We start from the raw sequence: 16,593 nt of genomic DNA, 5'->3' as shown, positions 1-16,593 counted from the left end.
GACAAGCTCGCTAGCTGGGAGGACACACGTTGGGGCAGCTGACCGGCGGGGACCCCTCTCTGCTCCGGCGGATCAACTCGGCCGTGGTGCTGCGCGCACTGCGCGCGGCCGAATCTCCGACGCTCACCGACCTCACCCGGGTGACGGGGCTGTCCCGGCCGACCGTAGAAGGCGTGGTCGAGGGACTGATCGGGACCGGGCTCGTCGTCGAGGCCGGCGCGGAGGAGGGGGCACGCCGCCAAGGCCGACCGGCCAGGCGCTACCGCTTCCGGGCGGAGGCGGGCCACCTCCTCGGCATCGAGATCGGCTCGCACCGGATCGCCGTGCTGCTGTCCGGGCTGGACGGGCGGGTGATCGGCGCCGGTACCAAGGATGTCGCCGAGACGGCGTCCGCCGACGAGCGGCTGGAGCGGGTGCGGGCAGCGGTGGCCGATCTGCTGCGACGGGCCGGCGTACCGCGCGACTCCCTGCGGGCGGTCGGGGTCGGTAGCCCCGGGATCGTGGAGGCGGACGGCACCGTTCGCCTCGGTACCGCCCTGCCCGGCTGGACCGGTCTACCGCTCGGTGAGCGGCTGCGGCGTTCGTTCCGCTGCCCGGTGCAGGTGGAGAACGACGCCAACGCCGCCGCGGTCGCCGAGCACTGGAAGGGCGCTGCGCAGGACACCGACGACATCGTGTTCGTGATGGCGGGGCTCAGTCCGGGAGCCGGTTCACTGATCGGCGGCAGATTGCACCGCGGATTCGGCGGGGCGGCGGGTGAGATCGGTGCCCTGCACCTGCTGGGCCGTGAGGTCACGCCCGAGAAGCTGCTGTCCACGACCGGCGAACCGCTCCACCCCCTGGACGAGCAGGCGGTGGCCGAGGTCTTCGCGATGGCCAAACGGGGCGACGAGCGGGCCGTGGCCGCGGTGGAGCGATTCATCCAACGGCTCGTGCACGACGTCGCGGCGCTGGTCCTGGCCATGGATCCGGAGCTGGTCGTGGTAGGCGGTTGGGCAGCCGGTCTGAACGGGGTCCTGGATCCGCTGCGGCGCGAGCTGGAACGCTACTGCCTGCGTCCTCCGCGGGTGGCCCAGTCCCTGCTCGGCGAGGCCGCGGTGGCCACCGGAGCCCTGAGGCTGGCGCTGGACCACGTGGAGGAGGAACTCTTCGCCGTGGAGAAGACGGTGACGACCCGCCGCCGCTGACCCCACGCCCGGCGAGCCGCGCACAGCGCCACCGCAGGCATCAGCCGTCACGGACCGGAGACCAGAAGAGCCCGGCCCGGCCGGCGAGTGCCGGGGTGGGGGCGGGCCTGTCTGGTGCGGAGCGACCGCGAGGATCAGGAGGCGACGCGGGCTTCGTGGGTGATCTCCACGTCACCCGAGTCACCGAAGGTCAGGCGGCAGGTGTCCGCGCGGTACGTGGCGACCGAGACGGCGGTCGTCCCCTCGGCGGTGAAGTAGCGGGTGGTGACCACGAGCACGGGCGCCCCTGGCAGCCGGTCCAGTTCCTTGGCGTCCTCCGCGCGGGCCGAGCCGAGTTCCACCGAGCGGTCCTGGCCATCGAGGGCCAGGCGCTGGAGCTCGCGCAGGACGGCACGGGCGCGGGCGGGTCCGGCCGGGGCGTCGATGGCGGGGAGGCCGGGCACGGAGGCTGCCGGCACGTACAGCAGCTCGGCGGCGACGGCCTGGCCGTGGGTGACCCGGGTCCGGCGCACGGTGTGCACGGGCTGGTCGGCGGCCCCTCCGAGGAGCTTCAGGACGGCGGTGGGCGGCAGCGTCTCGGTGACGCCCACGGCCTCCCAGCCGTCGCTGCTCTCGCCGGGCCAGCCGTGCCGGGTACCGCCGACGTCCACGCCGACGCGCGGCGGGGCGACGGTGGTGCCGACTCCGCGGCGGCGTTGCAGGCGGCCTTCGAGTTCCAGCTGTTCAAGGGCCTGTCGGAGGGTGGCGCGGGCGACTCCGAAGCGGGCGGCGAGCTCACGCTCGTTCGGCAGGACCTCTCCGACGGCGAAGTCCTGGTCGAGCGCCTCGCTGAGGACGGTCTTCAGGTGCCAGTACTTCGGCTCCGGCACCGTTTCGAGCTGCGTGGTCCCCACCCTGAATCCTCCTGCCATCGCTGCAATCGCCGTGTTCCAGCGGCAGTTCCGCGCCTTTGTTTATTAAAGGTTCCTGCACTATCCCTGCGACGATAGGACGGCGCACCCCCTTGGTCAAGACCAATCCTCACCCCTTTACCGGGCAGATCGGGCATACGCATCAAGCCGTTCATGCGATGTTCTCGCCCGCCCCGACACGCCCCTGACGCTTGTCCCACGGGGCTACCGGGCGGTCATCATGGCGTCAGTCACTACTGACAGCCCGTCTCGCACGCGTCCACCCGACGAGGAGCAGCATGACCACCACGGTCTCCTTCCCGATCGATTCGCCGCTGGGCCCCCGCACCGCCACCGTCGCGTACGAGCGCAAGGGGGCCGGGGCACCGCTCCTCCTGCTACACGGCATCGGCCACCATTTCCAGGCCTGGCACCCGGTGACCGACATCCTGGCCGCCGACCACGACGTGATCGCCGTCGACCTTCCCGGTTTCGGCGCCTCGAGTCCCCTGCCCGAAGGGGTCGCGTGGGACCTGGCAACCTTCGTCCCCGCCCTCGGCGCGCTCTGCTCGGCGCTCGGCGTCGAGCGCCCGCACGTCGTCGGCAACTCCCTCGGCGGGCTCCTCGCCCTCGAAATGGGTCGCAGCAACCTGGTCCGCTCGGTCACGGCGCTCTCCCCGGCCGGATTCTGGACCGAGGCCGAGCGCAAGTACGCCTTCGCCACCCTCCGGGCGATGCGCGTCGGGGCACTCGCACTGCCCCCGTCCACCCTGGAGCGGCTCTCGCGCAGCGCCGCCGGAAGGACCGCGCTCACCGGCACCATCTACGCCCACCCGGGCCGCCGTTCACCCGAAGCCGTGGTCGCCGAGACCCTCGCCCTGCGCGAGGCCACCGGCTTCGAGGAGACCCTCGCCGCGGGCCGCTCCGTACGGTTCACCTCGGACGTCCCCGGTCTGCCGGTCACCATTGCGTGGGGCTCGCGCGACCGGCTGCTACTGCCTCGCCAGGGCGTGCGCGCCAAGCACACGATTCCCGACGCCCGGCTGGTGCGGCTCCGGGGATGCGGCCACGTCCCGATGAACGACGACCCGGCGCTGGTCTCCCGCGTGGTTCTGGACACGGTACGGGCGACATTCGGCCAGGTGGGCTGAGCGGCTGACGGCTGTTCATCCACGGTTCGATTGGGCGACGCGGGCGGGCCGGTGTGCGACGGCACACTGGTTCGACCCGTCCCCCGCCGGCCCCTGGAGACGCTCCGATGGCACCGATGCCACACACCCGACGGTCCCTGCTCGGCGGTTCGCTCGCCGTTCCGGTGGGCCTCGCCCTATCCAGCGCGATGGCGGCGCCCGCGTTCGCCGCATCCGTGACCGCCCCGGCGTTCTCCCGCTCCGGCCGCCCGAGCGCGCCCTGGGGCACCCAGTCCGGTGAGATCACCGCCCACTCGGCCACCGTCTGGACGCGCTCCGACGGCCCGGCGCGGATGTACGTCGAGACCTCCCCGAGCGAGTCGTTCCGCTACGGCGTCCGCCGCCACGGCGGTCCGTTCCTGGGGCCCGGCACCGATTTCACCGGCACCACCACCCTGCGCGACCTGCCGCCGGGCCAGCAGATCCACTACCGGGTCTTCGTCGCCCACCCGGACGACCCGCGCCGCACCGGCGAGCCGGTCCGCGGCACCTTCCGGACCACCCCCGTCTCCCGCCGCCACGACGTGCGTTTCCTGTGGTCGGGGGACCTGGCGGGCCAGGGCTGGGGCATCAACCCGGACCTCGGCGGCTACCGCGTCTTCGACGAGATGCGTCAACGCGACCCGGACTTCTTCCTCTTCAGCGGTGACACGATCTACGCCGACGGGCCCATCCAGGCTGCCGTCCCACTGCGCGACGGCAGCATCTGGCGCAACATCACCACCGAGGAGAAGGCGAAGGTCGCGGAGACCCTCGACGAGTTCCGCGGGAACTTCCGCTACAACCTGCTCGACCGCAACCTGCGCGACTTCAACGCGCAGGTGCCGGTCCTCGCCCAGTGGGACGACCACGAGGTGCGCAACAACTGGTACCCCGGCCAGGTGATCGAGGACCCCCGCTACACCGTGCGGGACATCGACACCCTCGCCGGCCGCGCCCGCCAGGCCTTCGGCGAGTACTTCCCCGTCACCGACCTCCGCGGCGGCCGCACCGAGGGCCGGATCTACCGGGTGATGCGCTACGGGCCGCTGCTCGACGTCTTCGTGCTCGACATGCGCACCTACCGCGACGCGAACTCCCCGGGCCGCCAGACCTTGGACCCCATCGGCATCCTCGGGCAGGAGCAACTGGCCTGGCTCAAGCGCGAGCTGTCGCGTTCCCGTGCCACCTGGAAGGTCCTCGCCTCCGACATGCCACTGGGCATCGTCGTCGCCGACGGGACAGCGAACTTCGAGGCCGTCGCCCAGGGCGATCCGGGCGTCCCGCTCGGTCGCGAGCTCCAGATGGCCGAACTCCTGCGGCACATCAAACACCAGCACATCACGGGCACCCTCTGGCTCACCGCCGACGTCCACTACACGGCCGCGAACCACTACGCCCCCGAGCGGGCCGCGTTCAGTGACTTCGCCCCGTTCTGGGAGTTCGTCTCCGGCCCCGTCGGTGCGGGCGGGTTCCCGGCCGGGAAACTCGACGCCACGTTCGGCCCCGAGACCGCGTACGTCCAATCGGCCCCGCTCACCAACATGTCTCCGTCCGAGAACCCCCCGTACTACGGAGAGGTCGAGATCGACGGTGCGTGCGGGGAACTCACCGTCCGACTGCGGCGCCAGGGAGGCGGCGTACTCTTCACCAAGACGCTCCAGCCCGGGCGCGTGGGCCAGTAGGACCGCAGGACCCGCTCCTACGCCTACCCCAACCCCAACGCCTACTCCTGCTTCGGCTGCTGGGCGCCGGAAACTCGCCGGAAAACAGGGCGAAATCGGCCAGACGGACACTTAACCAGTCGGTCACAGATCGTTCGTGATCACGCAACACCCCTGCGCCACAGTGGCATGCATGACTGAACGTGCTCCCGTCCCCGCCCACCGTCCCCACCGCCACCACTGGCGCCGCGACCTCGTCGAACTGGCTGCGCTGTTCTGCGCCGTCGCGGTCGCCGACGGCATCGCCAATCTCGTCGCACACGGCCCGAGCGGCCCGATCCTGCTGGTCGCTTCGGCCCTCGCACTCCTGGTCACGGCGGCGTTCCACACGTGGTGGGCGCGGCGCCACAGCCATGCGCCGCCGCCGCGGGCCACGGCACCCTCCGATCCGGCCCGGGGCGCGGCCACGGCCGAGTCTCCGTCCGGCACCGCCACCACCTCCCTGTGGCGGATGCGGACGACCGTCCGGGACGAGCCGGGCAGCCTGGCCGCGCTCTGCACCGCCCTCGCAGGTAACGGCGTGGACATCCTGACCCTGCAGACCCACCCTCTCCCCGAGGGCGGCACCGTCGACGAGTTCCTGCTGCGCTCCCCGCAGCACTTGCCGTCCGCCGACCTCTCGCGCGCCATCGCCGGGGCCGGGGGCCGCAACACCTGGATCGAGCGCGCCGACGCGCACGACCTGGTCGACACCCCGACCCGGGTTCTGGGACTGGCCACCCGCACCGCCCTGGACGCCGCCGAGCTCCCGCTCGCCCTGCGCCAGCTGCTGGGCCGGTGCACCATCCACTCGATCCCGGCCACGACTCTCTCCGGCCGCCCCCACGCGGGCGCCGACGCCCCGGTCGAGGGCGCGCTGGAGGCGACGGTGATGCGGTTGCGCGACCCCTCGGGCGGTGCGATCACCGTGGAGCGCCCCTACCTGCCCTTCACCCCGACCGAGTTCGCCCGGGCGCGCGCACTCGTCGAGCTCGACGCCCGGCTCGGCCCGCGCGTCCCGCGCAGCCAGGACGTGCTGACCCTGCCCGAGGGCAACGAGATCACTGTGCGCCGGGCCGACGGCTCCGATCTGGCCGCCGCCCGCGCGATGCACGACCGCTGCTCCGAGCGCACCCTCGGCCTGCGCTACCACGGGCCCGTCGCCGACGCCGACCGCTACCTCGGCCATCTGTTGAGCCCCCGGTTCGGTCGCACCCTCGCGGCCACCACCGCCTCCGGCAAGTTGGTCGCCCTCGGTCACCTGCTGTGGGACGGGGACGAGACCGAGGTCGCGCTCCTGATCGAGGACGACTGGCAGCGCCGTGGCATCGGTTCCGAGTTGCTGCGCCGCCTGATCGCGATGGCGGTCGAGGCCGGTTGCGACAGCGTGTACGCGGTCACCCAGGCCGCCAACACCGGCATGGTCGCGGCCATGCGAGGCCTCGGCCTCCCCCTCGACTACCAGATCGAGGAGGGTACCCTGGTGATCACGGCGCGGCTGGACGCGCGCCTTCGCCGGCTGCCGCTGGGAGCCGGTCAGGCCGTCGCGCAGCTCCCGTACGAGTTGCCGCGCGCGCAGCAGCCGTACGGGCAGCAGAACCGCCACTGAGCCCACGGGTGGCAATGACGGTGCGGGAGCGGGATGTCGGTCCACCGCTCCCGCACACGTCAGCAGGCTGACGGCAAACGGTGATGACGCGGGGCCGTCCCCCGTACGAAGATGGCCGCATGTCAGAGACCCTTCGCAGCGACAGCGCTTCCCGGCTGCCCCGTCAGGTCGCCGACGCCTATGTCGACGACCTCATTGCCATCGATCCCATCACGGGCACCTACCTCGGTGTCGCGGCGAGCTCCAGCCGGCTCCCGGACTTCTCCCCCGCCGGCCGCGCGGCAGCCGCCGACCTGTCCCGCGCCACCCTCGCCCGCCTAGACGCCGCCGAGTTGCTGCCCGGCGCCGACAGCGACGCGGAGCGCCGCTGCGCCCGCCTGCTGCGCGAGCGCCTCAACGCCGAACTCGCGGTGTACGAGGCGGACGAGGACCTGCGCGCCGTCAGCAACATCCACTCCCCCGCGCACGCCGTCCGCGACGTCTTCACCCTGACCCCGGCCGAGACGGACGAGGACTGGGCGGCGATCGCCGAGCGGCTGCGCGCGGTTCCCGCCGCCCTCGCCGGCTACCGCGAGAGCCTCCGACTCGGCCTGGACCGCGGCCTGTACGGAGGGCCGCGCGCCACCGCCACCTTCATCGACCAGCTCGCCACCTGGACGGGCGAAGACGGCGAAGGCGAAGGCCTCGGCTTCTTCGGCGAGTTCGCGGCCCGCGGCCCGCAGGCGCTGCGCGCCGAACTGGACTCGGGCGCCGCCGGCGCGACCGCGGCCCTCGCCGAGCTGCGCAACTGGATGCGCACGGTGTACGCCCCCGCCGTCGCCGATGCGCCGGACCCGGTGGGCCGCGAGCGCTACGCCCGGTGGTCGCGGTACTTCAACGGTACGGACCTGGACCTGGACGAGGCGTACGCCTACGGCTGGTCGGAGTACCACCGGTTGCTCGCCGAGATGAAGGCCGAGGCGGGCAAGGTCCTGCCGGGCGCCGGTCCGTGGGAAGTGCTGAAGTACCTGGACGAGCACGGCACCCACATCGAGGGCGTCGAGGAGGTCCAGGCCTGGCTCCAGGGCATCATGGACGAAGCCATCGAGAACCTCGACGGCACCCATTTCGAGCTCGCCGAACGGGTGAAGCGCGTAGAGTCCATGATCGCCCCGCCGGGCGGCGCGGCAGCTCCGTACTACACCAACCCGTCCGAGGACTTCTCACGCCCCGGACGCACCTGGCTGCCCACGATGGGCCAGACCCGCTTCCCGGTGTACGACCTGGTCTCCACCTGGTACCACGAGGGCGTCCCGGGCCACCACCTCCAGCTGGCGCAGTGGACGCACGTCGCGGACCAGCTCTCCCGCTACCAGGCCAGCGTCGGCCTCGTCAGCGCCAACGTCGAGGGCTGGGCCCTGTACGCCGAACGCCTGATGGACGAGCTGGGCTACCTCAAGGACGCCGAGCAGCGCCTGGGCTACCTGGACTGCCAGATGATGCGCGCCGCGCGGGTCATCGTGGACATCGGCATGCACCTGGGCCTGGAGATCCCGGCGGACTCTCCGTTCCACCCGGGCGAGCGGTGGACGGTCGACCTGGCGCAGGAATTCTTCGGTCAGCACAGCGGCCGGCCTGCGGACTTCATCGAGAGCGAGGTGACGCGCTACCTGTCGATGCCGGGGCAGGCGATCGGCTACAAGCTGGGCGAGCGGGCCTGGCTGCTGGGCCGGGACAACGCCCGCGCCGCGCACGGCGACTCCTTCGACCTGAAGGCGTGGCACATGGCGGCGCTGTCGCAGGGGTCGCTGGGCCTGGACGACCTGGTGGACGAGCTGTCGAAGCTCTGATCCGCGCCATCGGCCCCCGTCCGTGCGGGCCGCTCGTCTCCTCCCCGGAGCGAGCGGCCCGTACGGCGTTCCGGTACGGCTTCAGCAGCCGCAGTCGTCGGAGTCGGTGGGCGCGGTCAGCGGGTCCGCCTCGGCGCGCTGCTGGTTGCCCTGCCAGGTCTCGACCTCGAACCCTTCGCGGATCCAGTACTCGATGCCGCCGAGCATCTCCTTGACCTGGAAGCCGAGCCGGGCCAGCGCAAGGGCGGAGCGGGCCCCGCCGTTGCAGCCGGGGCCCCAGCAGTACGTGACCACGGGGGTGTTCTTGTCGAGGAGCTGCTCGGCCTGCTCGGGGATCAGCGCGGTCGGCATGTGGATCGCGCCGGGCACGTGCGCCTGGTCCCAGGCCGGGGTGGAACGGGAGTCGATCAGCTGGAAGCCTAGCTCGGCGCCCTGCTCCCGGTGGGCCTTGAAGGCAGCGCCGACGTCGGACACGTCCGCGTGGAAGGCCAGGCTCGCGGCGAAGTAGGCGGTCGCCGCGGCCGGGGTCGCTGGAGGCACCCGCAGCACGGGGTTGGCGGACACCGCAGGAGCGGCAGGAGGGGCAGGAGCGGCGGAAACAGCCGGAGCGGCAGCGTGGGGTGTCGTCGTCATGGCTCGAAATCTACGAGCGCCGGGTCCTCTCGGGAAGCGGCATTCCCCGGCCTTCCTCTTGAACGGCCGGGGATTCCCCTGTTACATCGCCGCATGACCGACCATTCCCCCGACGCCACCGACTGGCGCATCCTGACGGCCCTCCAAGAGGACGGCCGGGCCAGCTTCGCCGATCTCGCACGCGCCGTCTCCATGTCCGCGAGTGCGGTCACCGAGCGGGTCCGCCGCCTCGAGGAAGCGGGCGTGATCACGGGGTACACCGCCGTCGTGGATCCGGAGAAGCTGGGCAAGTCCGTCCTGGCGCTGGTCCGGCTGCGCTATCCGCACGGGAACTACAAGCCGTTCCACGACCTGGTGGAGGCCACTCCGGAGATCCTGGAGGCCCATCACGTCACGGGCGACGACTGTTTCGTGCTCAAGGTCGCCGCCCGCTCGATGAGGCATCTGGAGGAGGTCGCGGGCCGGATCGCGGGCCTCGGCGCCGTCACCACCAGCATCGTGTACTCCTCGCCCCTCCCCCGCCGCCCGCTCAGCCCGTGATCGCCGCCGTACGGTGGCGCACGACCGAGCCGCCGCGCTGCTTGACGATCTCCAGCTGGGCCTGGACCCGGGTCCGCAGGTCTGCGACGTGGCTGACGATGCCGACGCTGCGGTCCCGTTCGCGCAGCGAGTCGAGTACGTCTAGCACCTCGTCCAGCGCCTGGTCGTCCAGGCTGCCGAAACCCTCGTCGATGAAGAGGGTGTCCAGGCGCATGCCGCCGGCCTCGTCGGTGACCACGTCGGCCAGACCCAACGCCAGGGCGAGCGAGGCGAAGAAGGTCTCGCCGCCCGACAGCGTGGCGGTGTCGCGCTCGCTGCCCGTCCAGGCGTCCACCACGTGCAGCCCGAGGCCGGAACGCCCCCTGCCGCTCCCCCTGGCGTCGGAGTGGACCAGGGTGTAGCGGCCCCCGGACATCCGCAGCAGCCGCACCGTCGCCGCCGCCGCGACCTGCTCCAGGCGGGCGGCCAGGACGTACGCCTCCAGCCGCATCTTGCGCTCGTTGTCGGCAGAGGTGCCCGCGGTCAGACCCGCCAGCCGGGCCACCCGGTCGTACGCCTCGCGCAGCGGACCGAGGGCGCGCAGCTCCTGCTCCGCCTGCCGGGACAGCCGGTCCAGCTCCCCGCAGCGCGCTCGGGCCGCGTCGAAGACCGAGCCGGCCGTGCGCAATCGGGCCGCGGCCCGCTCGGCGTGGGCCTCGGCGGTGTCCGGATCGGCCGGGGGCAGGGCCGCCGCGGCGGCGGTGTCGCGTTCGCCGCGCCGGTCGGCGAGCATGGCCTCCTCCGCCTGCCAGGCGTCGAGCCGGTGCTGCAGCGCGCTGCGTTCGTAGTCGGGCAGGACCGCGTCCGCGGCGGCCTCGACGGTGTCGAAGCCGGCCCTGAAGGCGGCGTCGGCGAGCTGGTCGTCCGCCTCTTTGAGCCGGGCGGCGGTGGTCTCGGCCCGGCGCAGCGCGGCGGCGGCCCCGGTGACCATCCGGACCCGGTCCTCAAGGGTCCGGGCGCGGGCCGCGACCGTGGGCGCGTCGCCCCGTACGAGGGCCAACTCGGCCTCCAGCGAGGCCTGCTCCTGGTCCAGGGCCTCGCGCCGGGAGGCCCTGGCTGCGGCCCGGCGCTCGGCGTCGAGCCGTTCGGAGCTGCGTGCGGCGTGTTCCCGTTCGGCGCGGGCCAGTCGCTCCCGGGCTTCGTGCAGTCCGGCGGCCGTGGCATGGGCGGCGGCATGTCGGGAACTCAGGTCCGAGGTCAGCGCGAGGAGTTCCTCGGTGGTTGCCTCCCCGGCGGCCGCCGCCGCCTCGGTGCGGGCCTCCTGAACCGCGGCGAGCGTGCGCTCGACTGCGGTCCGGCGCTCCTCGGCCTCCTCGTAGCGGGCGTGGGCGGCGTCCTCGGCGGCCCGGTCCACGTGCCCGGGGGACGGGCGCGCCGGAGCGGGGTGCTCTGCCGATCCGCACACCGTGCAGGCCTCCCCCGCCACCAACGCCTGTGCGAGCTCGGCGGCGATCCCGCGCAGCCGGGCCTCCTTGAGCTCCAACCAGCGCTCCCGGGCGGCGGTCGACTCCTCGCGTAGGGACAGCAGTTCGCCCTCGGCCCGCTCCGCGGCGGCATCCAGCTCGTCCCGCCGGCGAGAGGCGTTCAGGTGCATCCGGGCCGGCTCCAGGCGTCCCGCGAGCTGCTCGGCCAGGGTCGCGGCCTGCTGGGCGGCGTCCACCCGCTCCACCAGCCCGGTCCGGATGGTCTCCCAGCGCGCGAGCCAGTCGGCGGACTCCCGCAGCTGCTCCTCGGCGTCCCGGGCCTCCCGTTCCAGGGTGGCCCGCTCGCGCCCGATCTCGGCGCTGCGCTGCTCCGCACGCTGGGCGGCGCCGAGTGCGCCGAGGTCCTCACGCAGCCGCTGCTCCACGGCGGCGAGCTGTTCGGTGCCGGCTTCGGCAAGGGCCGGGGGGAGTTGCGCACGGGCGGCGGACTCAGCGTGCGCGGCAGACAGGTGGGCAGCGGTCGCGGCTCCGCGCAGTTCGAGGGCGGGGGCCACCAGGGCGCCGCGGCGGGCCCGGTCGAGCAGTTCGCGCACCCGTTCCCGTTCGGGCTCCGCCTCGGCGAGCAGGGCCGCCCGCCGGGCCGTCTCGGCGTGGCGGCGCTGGAGACGGTCGAGCTCCCGCGTCTCCTCGGCGGCCCGCCGGGCGGCGGCGTGCCGGCCCTCGACGGCGGCCAGGGCGTATTCGGCGACGTCCCGCTGCTCCCGGGCGGCGCACCGCGCGACGGCCGCCCAGGCCCGGATCGCCTCGGCGAGTCCGGGATCGCCCGGCTGGTGCCCGGGCAGTGGCCAGGCCCGCAGGTCGGCGCTGTCGCCGGCGGCCTGCGCGATCCGCTGTGCGATGCCGAGGACCCTCTCGTCGCCGGCGCGGACCTTGGCCTCGGCGGCCCGCCGGCGCTCGGCGAGCAGGGTCTCGACGGCGGCGAAGCGGCGGGTGTCGAAGAGCCGGCCCAACAGCCGGCCGCGCGCCACCTCGTCGGCCCGGAGGAACTTGGCGAACTCGCCCTGCGGCAACAGCACCACCTGGCAGAACTGTTCGCGACTCATGCCGAGCAGCTGCTCGATTTCCTCGCCGATCTCTTGGTGGGAACGGCTGAGCGCGAGCCACTGCTGCCCGTCGTACTCGCGCAGCCAACTCTGCGCCTTGTCCTTGGTGGTTCCGGTGCCGCGCTTCTTCGGCCGGTCCTGCTCGGGGCGCCGGGTGATCTCCAGGCGCCGCCCGCCCGCGGTGAGTTCGAGGGTGACCTCGGTCGGGGTCCCGGCCGGGGCGTGGTCGCTGCGCAGACTGGTGCCGGGGGCCTGGCGGGGACCGGGCACCGAGCCGTACAGGGCGTAGCAGACTGCGTCGAGGACGGAGGTCTTGCCCGCGCCGGTGGGGCCGTGCAGCAGGAAGATCCCGGCGCCGGACAGCGCGTCGAAGTCGATTTCCTGGGGTTCGGCGAAGGGGCCGAAGGCGGTGACCTTGAGCCGGTGCAGCCTCATCGGTGGGTCTCCTGCCGGCTGTCCTCGGCCCGCACGTCCTCGAAGGCGCCGTGGAGGACGGCCCGTTCGGCCTCGTCGGCGATACCGCCGCCGCGCACGTGGGCGACGAAGTCCTCGGCGATCTCCTGGTCGGTGCGGCCCTTGAGGCGCTGGGCGTACGAGGCGGCGCCCTCCTCCTTGCGGCCCTCGGGTGCGAAGGCGAGGCTCAGGGTGTGCGGGAAGCGGGTGGTGAGCCGGGCCATGGGGTCCTCGGGCCGGACCGGGTCGGTGAGGGTGGCCTCGATCCAGGAGTCCTCGTACGCGCTGTACGAGGCCCCTTCGAGGAGTTCCTCCAGCCGCCCGCGGAGCCGGGCGAGCGGGCGCGGCACGGGGGTGTCGATCCGCTCGGCGGTGATCTCGCCGGCTGCGCCGAGCTCGACGAGCCACATGCTCTTGCGGTGGTCCGCTTCGGAGAAGGAGTAGGCGAGGGGGGAACCGGAGTAGCGGACCCGTTCGTTGATCGTCTGGCAGCCGTGGAGGTGACCGAGGGCGGCGTAGTCCACCCCGTCGAACACGGAGGCGGGCACGGCCTCGACGCCGCCGACGGCGATGTCGCGCTCGCTCTCACTGGCTTGCCCGCCGGCGACGAAGGCGTGGGCGAGGACGACGGAGCGGGTGCCGGGGGCGCGGGTGGCGAGGTCGGCGCGGACCCGGTCCATGGCCGCGCCCAGCACGGCCCGGTGGCTGGCCTTCTCGGCGCCGAGCTGGTCCTTGACGAGCGCGGGCTCCAGGTACGGCAGCCCGTACAGCGCCACGTCTCCGTGTACGTCGGCCAGCACCACGGGGTCGGCGCAGCCCGCGGGGTCGGTCCGCAGGTGGATCCCGGCCCGGTCGATCAGCCGGGCGCCGACGCCGAGCCGGCGGGCGGAGTCGTGGTTACCGGAGATCATCACGGTGGGCACGCCGAGGTCGGCCAGTCGGTGCAGGGCCCGGTCGTAGAGTTCGACGGCGGGCAGCGGGGGTACGGCACGGTCGTAGACGTCGCCGGCGACGAGGACGGCGTCGATCTCGTGCTCCCGGACGGTCTCGACGAGGTGGTCGACGAAGTCGGCCTGGGCACCGAGGAGGTTCACGCGGTGGAAGGACCGGCCCAGATGCCAGTCGGAGGTGTGCAGGAGCTTCATTCGCCGGCCCCGCCGGCCGTCTCTCCGCACATGTTTCTTCCGTCCCCCTGGTCGTCTCCCGCTCGCTGGACCCCTCTACGCTAACGCGTCACGGGAGCCCTCATGCCGCGTACGTCTCTCCGCCGAGCGTGAGGGTGGCGGTCCCCGCCGTGCTGTCGGCGAGCCAGGCCTCGAAGCCGGGTAGGTCCGCCTCGGGCAGGGCGACTTCGATCTCGACCGCGGCCCCGTAGCGCAGGTCCACGACGGTCCGGCCGGTGGAGCGCAGGTCGTTCTGGGTCTTTCCGGCTCGCTGGTGGTCCACGGTGACGGTGGCCAGCCGGTAGCGGCGGCGGGTGACGGTGCCGAGTTCGTCGAGGGCCTCGCCGACGACTCCGCCGTACGCCCGGATCAGACCGCCGGCGCCGAGCTTCACGCCGCCGTAGTAGCGGGTGACCACGGCCACCGCGTACCGGACGTTGCGGCGCATCAGCATCTGCAGCATGGGCACCCCGGCGGTACCGCCGGGCTCGCCGTCGTCACTGGCCTTCTGGACGGAGGCGTCGGCGCCGATGACGTACGCGTAGCAGTTGTGCGTGGCGGTGGGGTGCTCCTTGCGGATGCGCGCGACGAACGCCTGCGCGTCCTCCTCGGTCGCGGCGGGCGCGAGCGCGCACAGGAAGCGCGAGCGGTTGATCTCGGATTCGTGCACGCCCTCGCGGGCCACCGTCACGTACTGGTCTGACTTCACCGCTCCACCCTACGGGGAATCGGTCGCCTGTCCTTTCGGTTGATCCGGGTGCGGTCCGGAGCAGCGGACCGCACCCGGAAGGCAACAGGAGGCGGCACGCGTGTACGGCGACCCGGCAACCATCCGCAAGATCCTCACCGAGCTCGGCGACACCTGGGCCGTGGTGGGCCTGTCCAACAACGAGGACCGGGCGGCCTACGGGGTGGCCCGCGCGCTCCAGCGGTTCGGCAAGCGCGTGGTCCCCGTCCACCCGAAGGCGGAGACGGTGCACGGCGAGCAGGGGTACGCCTCGCTCGGGGAGATCCCGTTCAAGGTGGACGTGGTGGACGTCTTCGTGAACAGTGCGCTCGCCGGGACGGTCGCCGACGAGGCCGTGGCGGCCGGTGCGAAGGCCGTCTGGTTCCAGTTGAACGTGATCGACGAGACCGCTTTCGCACGCACCCGCGAAGCGGGCCTGGAGATGGTGATGGACCGGTGTCCGGCGATCGAGATCCCGGCGCTGCGCGGGTGACCGGGGTCCGGCGTGCGCGGCGGGCGGCCCGTCAGGGATGCACCGGCGTCTCGTGCCCGTTCACCGGCGGGATGGACACGGCGAGGGTCATCTCCATCGGCACGGAGCCGTCGTTGCGGTAGGCGTGCGCGAGATTCGCCTCGAAGGTGGCCGCGGCGCCGGCCGGTACGCGGAACTCCTGTACGCCGACGATCAACGTCAGCTCACCAGCCGTCACGTGCAGCATTTCGATGGTGCCGGCGGGGTGGGGGGCGGATTCGGTGGCCTCGCCGGGCACCAGGTGCCAGGTCCACAGCTCCATCGGCCCGCGTTCGTCCGTGCCGATCAGCATGGTCGTGGAGCTGCCCGCCTCGGTGGACCATATCCGCGCGGACTCCTCCGGGAGCACGATCCTGACCTGTGGGCCCCGGTCGTAGTCGAGGAGCGTGGAGATGCTGACGCCGAGTGCGTCGGCCAGTCGCACGGTGGTGCCCACGCTGGGATTGGTTCGGGCCTGCTCGATCTGGATGATCATGCCTCGGCTGACGCCCGACCGGGCGGCCAACGCATCCAGGGTGAATCCGCGCTCGCCGCGCCAGCGCTTGAGGTTCGCGGCCAGCGACTGCGTGAGCTTTTCCAGGTCCGCCACGGAGTCCGGCTCCCCCTTCACTGAGACCTTTGGTCCATTATCCTAACTGGCGTAGTTCAATATGCTGAACTATCGTGCATGACACCCGCCTGCACTCCACCGTTCAATGCACTGTACTGCGAGGCCCTGTCATGACCGCCCTCTTCGCCCTGGCCACAGCCGTGCTGTGGGGTCTCGCCGACTTCAGCGGCGGGCTGCTGACGCGCAGACTGCCGGCGCTCACGGTGGTCGTGCTGTCGCAGGTCCTCGCCGTCGTCGCGCTCGGGGCGGCCGTCCTGGGCACCGGTGCCTGGCGGGAAGCCGGGCCGCAGCTGTGGTTCGCCGTCGCCGCGGGCCTGGTCGGGCCGGTGGCCATGCTCAGCTTCTACAAGGCACTGGCCCTCGGCCCGATGGGCGTGGTCTCACCCCTGGGCTCGCTCGGTGTGGTCGTGCCCGTCGCCGCGGGGCTGGCGCTGGGCGAACGGCCCGGGCTCGGCCAGTTCGGTGGCATCGCGGTGGCCGTCGTGGGCATCGTTCTGGCGGGCGGCCCGGAGCTGCGCGGTGCGCCCGTGCAGCGCCAGACGGTCGTCCTCACCCTGACCGCCGCCTTCGGGTTCGGTGCGGTCATGGCCCTGATCGCGCACGCCTCCCACAGCATCACCGGACTCTTCCTCGCCCTGTTCGTCCAGCGGGTCACCAACGTGGCCGCGGGCGGCGCGGCGCTGTGGGTCCGGACCCGGCGCGGCACACCGGCCCTGCCGGCGGGCACCAGCCCGCGGATCCTGTGGGGGCTGCTGCCCGCACTGGCCTTCGTCGGCCTCGCGGACGTCGCGGCGAACGGCACGTACTCGATCGCCGCCCAGCACGGTCCGGTGACCCTGGCCGCCGTACTCTCCTCGCTCTACCCGGTCATCACCGCAGTCGCCGCCTTCGCGGTGCTCAAGGAACGGCTCCGGGCCGTCCAGGCGGCCGGCGCCGGCCTCGCGCTCGCGGGTACGGTCCTCCTCGCGGCGGGCTGACCGGC

14 protein-coding genes are annotated in these 16,593 nt (G+C 72.8%); 8 read left to right on the top strand and 6 right to left on the bottom strand.

All coding sequences use genetic code 11. The annotated features are described in order from the left end of the window. Positions 1-29 precede the first annotated feature (29 nt). Complete coding sequence (locus ABZZ20_RS00375; protein WP_356865133.1) at positions 30-1,187, top strand: ROK family transcriptional regulator; 1,158 nt, start codon at positions 30-32, stop codon at positions 1,185-1,187. 134 nt (positions 1,188-1,321) lie between these two features. On the opposite strand, the gene ABZZ20_RS00370 is transcribed toward ABZZ20_RS00375, so the two are convergent. Next, positions 1,322-2,080 (bottom strand): GntR family transcriptional regulator, encoded by a 759-nt coding sequence (locus ABZZ20_RS00370; protein WP_356865131.1) that lies wholly within the window; start codon positions 2,078-2,080, stop codon positions 1,322-1,324. 296 nt (positions 2,081-2,376) lie between these two features. Between ABZZ20_RS00370 and ABZZ20_RS00365 the strand changes: the two genes are divergently transcribed. The 4 genes from ABZZ20_RS00365 to ABZZ20_RS00350 all read left to right on the top strand — a co-directional run bounded on the left by ABZZ20_RS00365 (position 2,377) and on the right by ABZZ20_RS00350 (position 8,387). After that, positions 2,377-3,228 (top strand): alpha/beta fold hydrolase, encoded by an 852-nt coding sequence (locus ABZZ20_RS00365; protein ID WP_356865129.1) that lies wholly within the window; start codon positions 2,377-2,379, stop codon positions 3,226-3,228. Between the two features lie 116 nt (positions 3,229-3,344). Then, positions 3,345-4,931, top strand: coding sequence for an alkaline phosphatase D family protein (locus ABZZ20_RS00360; RefSeq protein WP_356865127.1), 1,587 nt, complete (start codon positions 3,345-3,347; stop codon positions 4,929-4,931). Between the two features lie 172 nt (positions 4,932-5,103). Next, a complete protein-coding gene (locus ABZZ20_RS00355; RefSeq protein ID WP_356865125.1) occupies positions 5,104-6,558 on the top strand; it encodes a GNAT family N-acetyltransferase in 1,455 nt (484 codons plus the stop codon). 119 nt (positions 6,559-6,677) lie between these two features. Beyond that, on the top strand, positions 6,678-8,387 hold the full coding sequence (locus tag ABZZ20_RS00350; RefSeq protein ID WP_356865123.1) for a DUF885 domain-containing protein: 1,710 nt from the start codon (positions 6,678-6,680) through the stop codon (positions 8,385-8,387). An 81-nt stretch (positions 8,388-8,468) separates the two neighbouring features. Here ABZZ20_RS00350 and ABZZ20_RS00345 read toward each other — a convergent pair whose 3' ends face one another. Then, positions 8,469-9,020, bottom strand: coding sequence for a rhodanese-like domain-containing protein (locus tag ABZZ20_RS00345; protein ID WP_356865121.1), 552 nt, complete (start codon positions 9,018-9,020; stop codon positions 8,469-8,471). A 93-nt stretch (positions 9,021-9,113) separates the two neighbouring features. Between ABZZ20_RS00345 and ABZZ20_RS00340 the strand changes: the two genes are divergently transcribed. Beyond that, a complete protein-coding gene (locus ABZZ20_RS00340) occupies positions 9,114-9,560 on the top strand; it encodes an Lrp/AsnC family transcriptional regulator (RefSeq protein WP_356865119.1) in 447 nt (148 codons plus the stop codon). Here ABZZ20_RS00340 and ABZZ20_RS00335 read toward each other — a convergent pair. The 3 genes from ABZZ20_RS00335 to ABZZ20_RS00325 all read right to left on the bottom strand — a co-directional run bounded on the left by ABZZ20_RS00335 (position 9,550) and on the right by ABZZ20_RS00325 (position 14,451). Then, positions 9,550-12,561, bottom strand: coding sequence for an SMC family ATPase (locus tag ABZZ20_RS00335; protein WP_356865117.1), 3,012 nt, complete (start codon positions 12,559-12,561; stop codon positions 9,550-9,552). The two genes, ABZZ20_RS00340 and ABZZ20_RS00335, sit on opposite strands and share 11 nt — an antisense overlap. Continuing rightward, positions 12,558-13,724 carry an exonuclease SbcCD subunit D gene (locus ABZZ20_RS00330; RefSeq protein ID WP_356865115.1) on the bottom strand — a complete coding sequence of 389 codons (1,167 nt, stop codon included), beginning with the start codon at positions 13,722-13,724 and terminating at the stop codon, positions 12,558-12,560. The genes ABZZ20_RS00335 and ABZZ20_RS00330 overlap by 4 nt, the downstream gene beginning before the upstream one ends. Before the next feature lie 100 nt (positions 13,725-13,824). Beyond that, positions 13,825-14,451, bottom strand: a complete 627-nt coding sequence (locus ABZZ20_RS00325) for a YigZ family protein (RefSeq protein WP_356865113.1) — start codon at positions 14,449-14,451, stop codon at positions 13,825-13,827. Between the two features lie 100 nt (positions 14,452-14,551). On the opposite strand from ABZZ20_RS00325, the gene ABZZ20_RS00320 reads away from it, so the two are divergent. After that, a complete protein-coding gene (locus ABZZ20_RS00320; RefSeq protein ID WP_356865111.1) occupies positions 14,552-14,962 on the top strand; it encodes a CoA-binding protein in 411 nt (136 codons plus the stop codon). A 31-nt stretch (positions 14,963-14,993) separates the two neighbouring features. Here ABZZ20_RS00320 and ABZZ20_RS00315 read toward each other — a convergent pair whose 3' ends face one another. Continuing rightward, positions 14,994-15,590 carry an XRE family transcriptional regulator gene (locus ABZZ20_RS00315; protein ID WP_356865109.1) on the bottom strand — a complete coding sequence of 199 codons (597 nt, stop codon included), beginning with the start codon at positions 15,588-15,590 and terminating at the stop codon, positions 14,994-14,996. A gap of 131 nt (positions 15,591-15,721) precedes the next feature. Here ABZZ20_RS00315 and ABZZ20_RS00310 point away from each other — a divergent pair, with 131 nt between their 5' ends. Next, positions 15,722-16,588: a DMT family transporter gene (locus ABZZ20_RS00310; RefSeq protein WP_356865108.1), complete on the top strand. Its 867-nt coding sequence runs from the start codon at positions 15,722-15,724 to the stop codon at positions 16,586-16,588. Positions 16,589-16,593 lie beyond the last annotated feature (5 nt).

This window comes from Streptomyces sp. NPDC006430 (assembly GCF_040612395.1).
Taxonomy (GTDB): Bacteria; Actinomycetota; Actinomycetes; order Streptomycetales; family Streptomycetaceae; genus Streptomyces.
The sequence above is the reverse complement of the archived record's forward strand: the minus strand, read 5'-3'. Positions and strand labels throughout refer to the sequence as shown.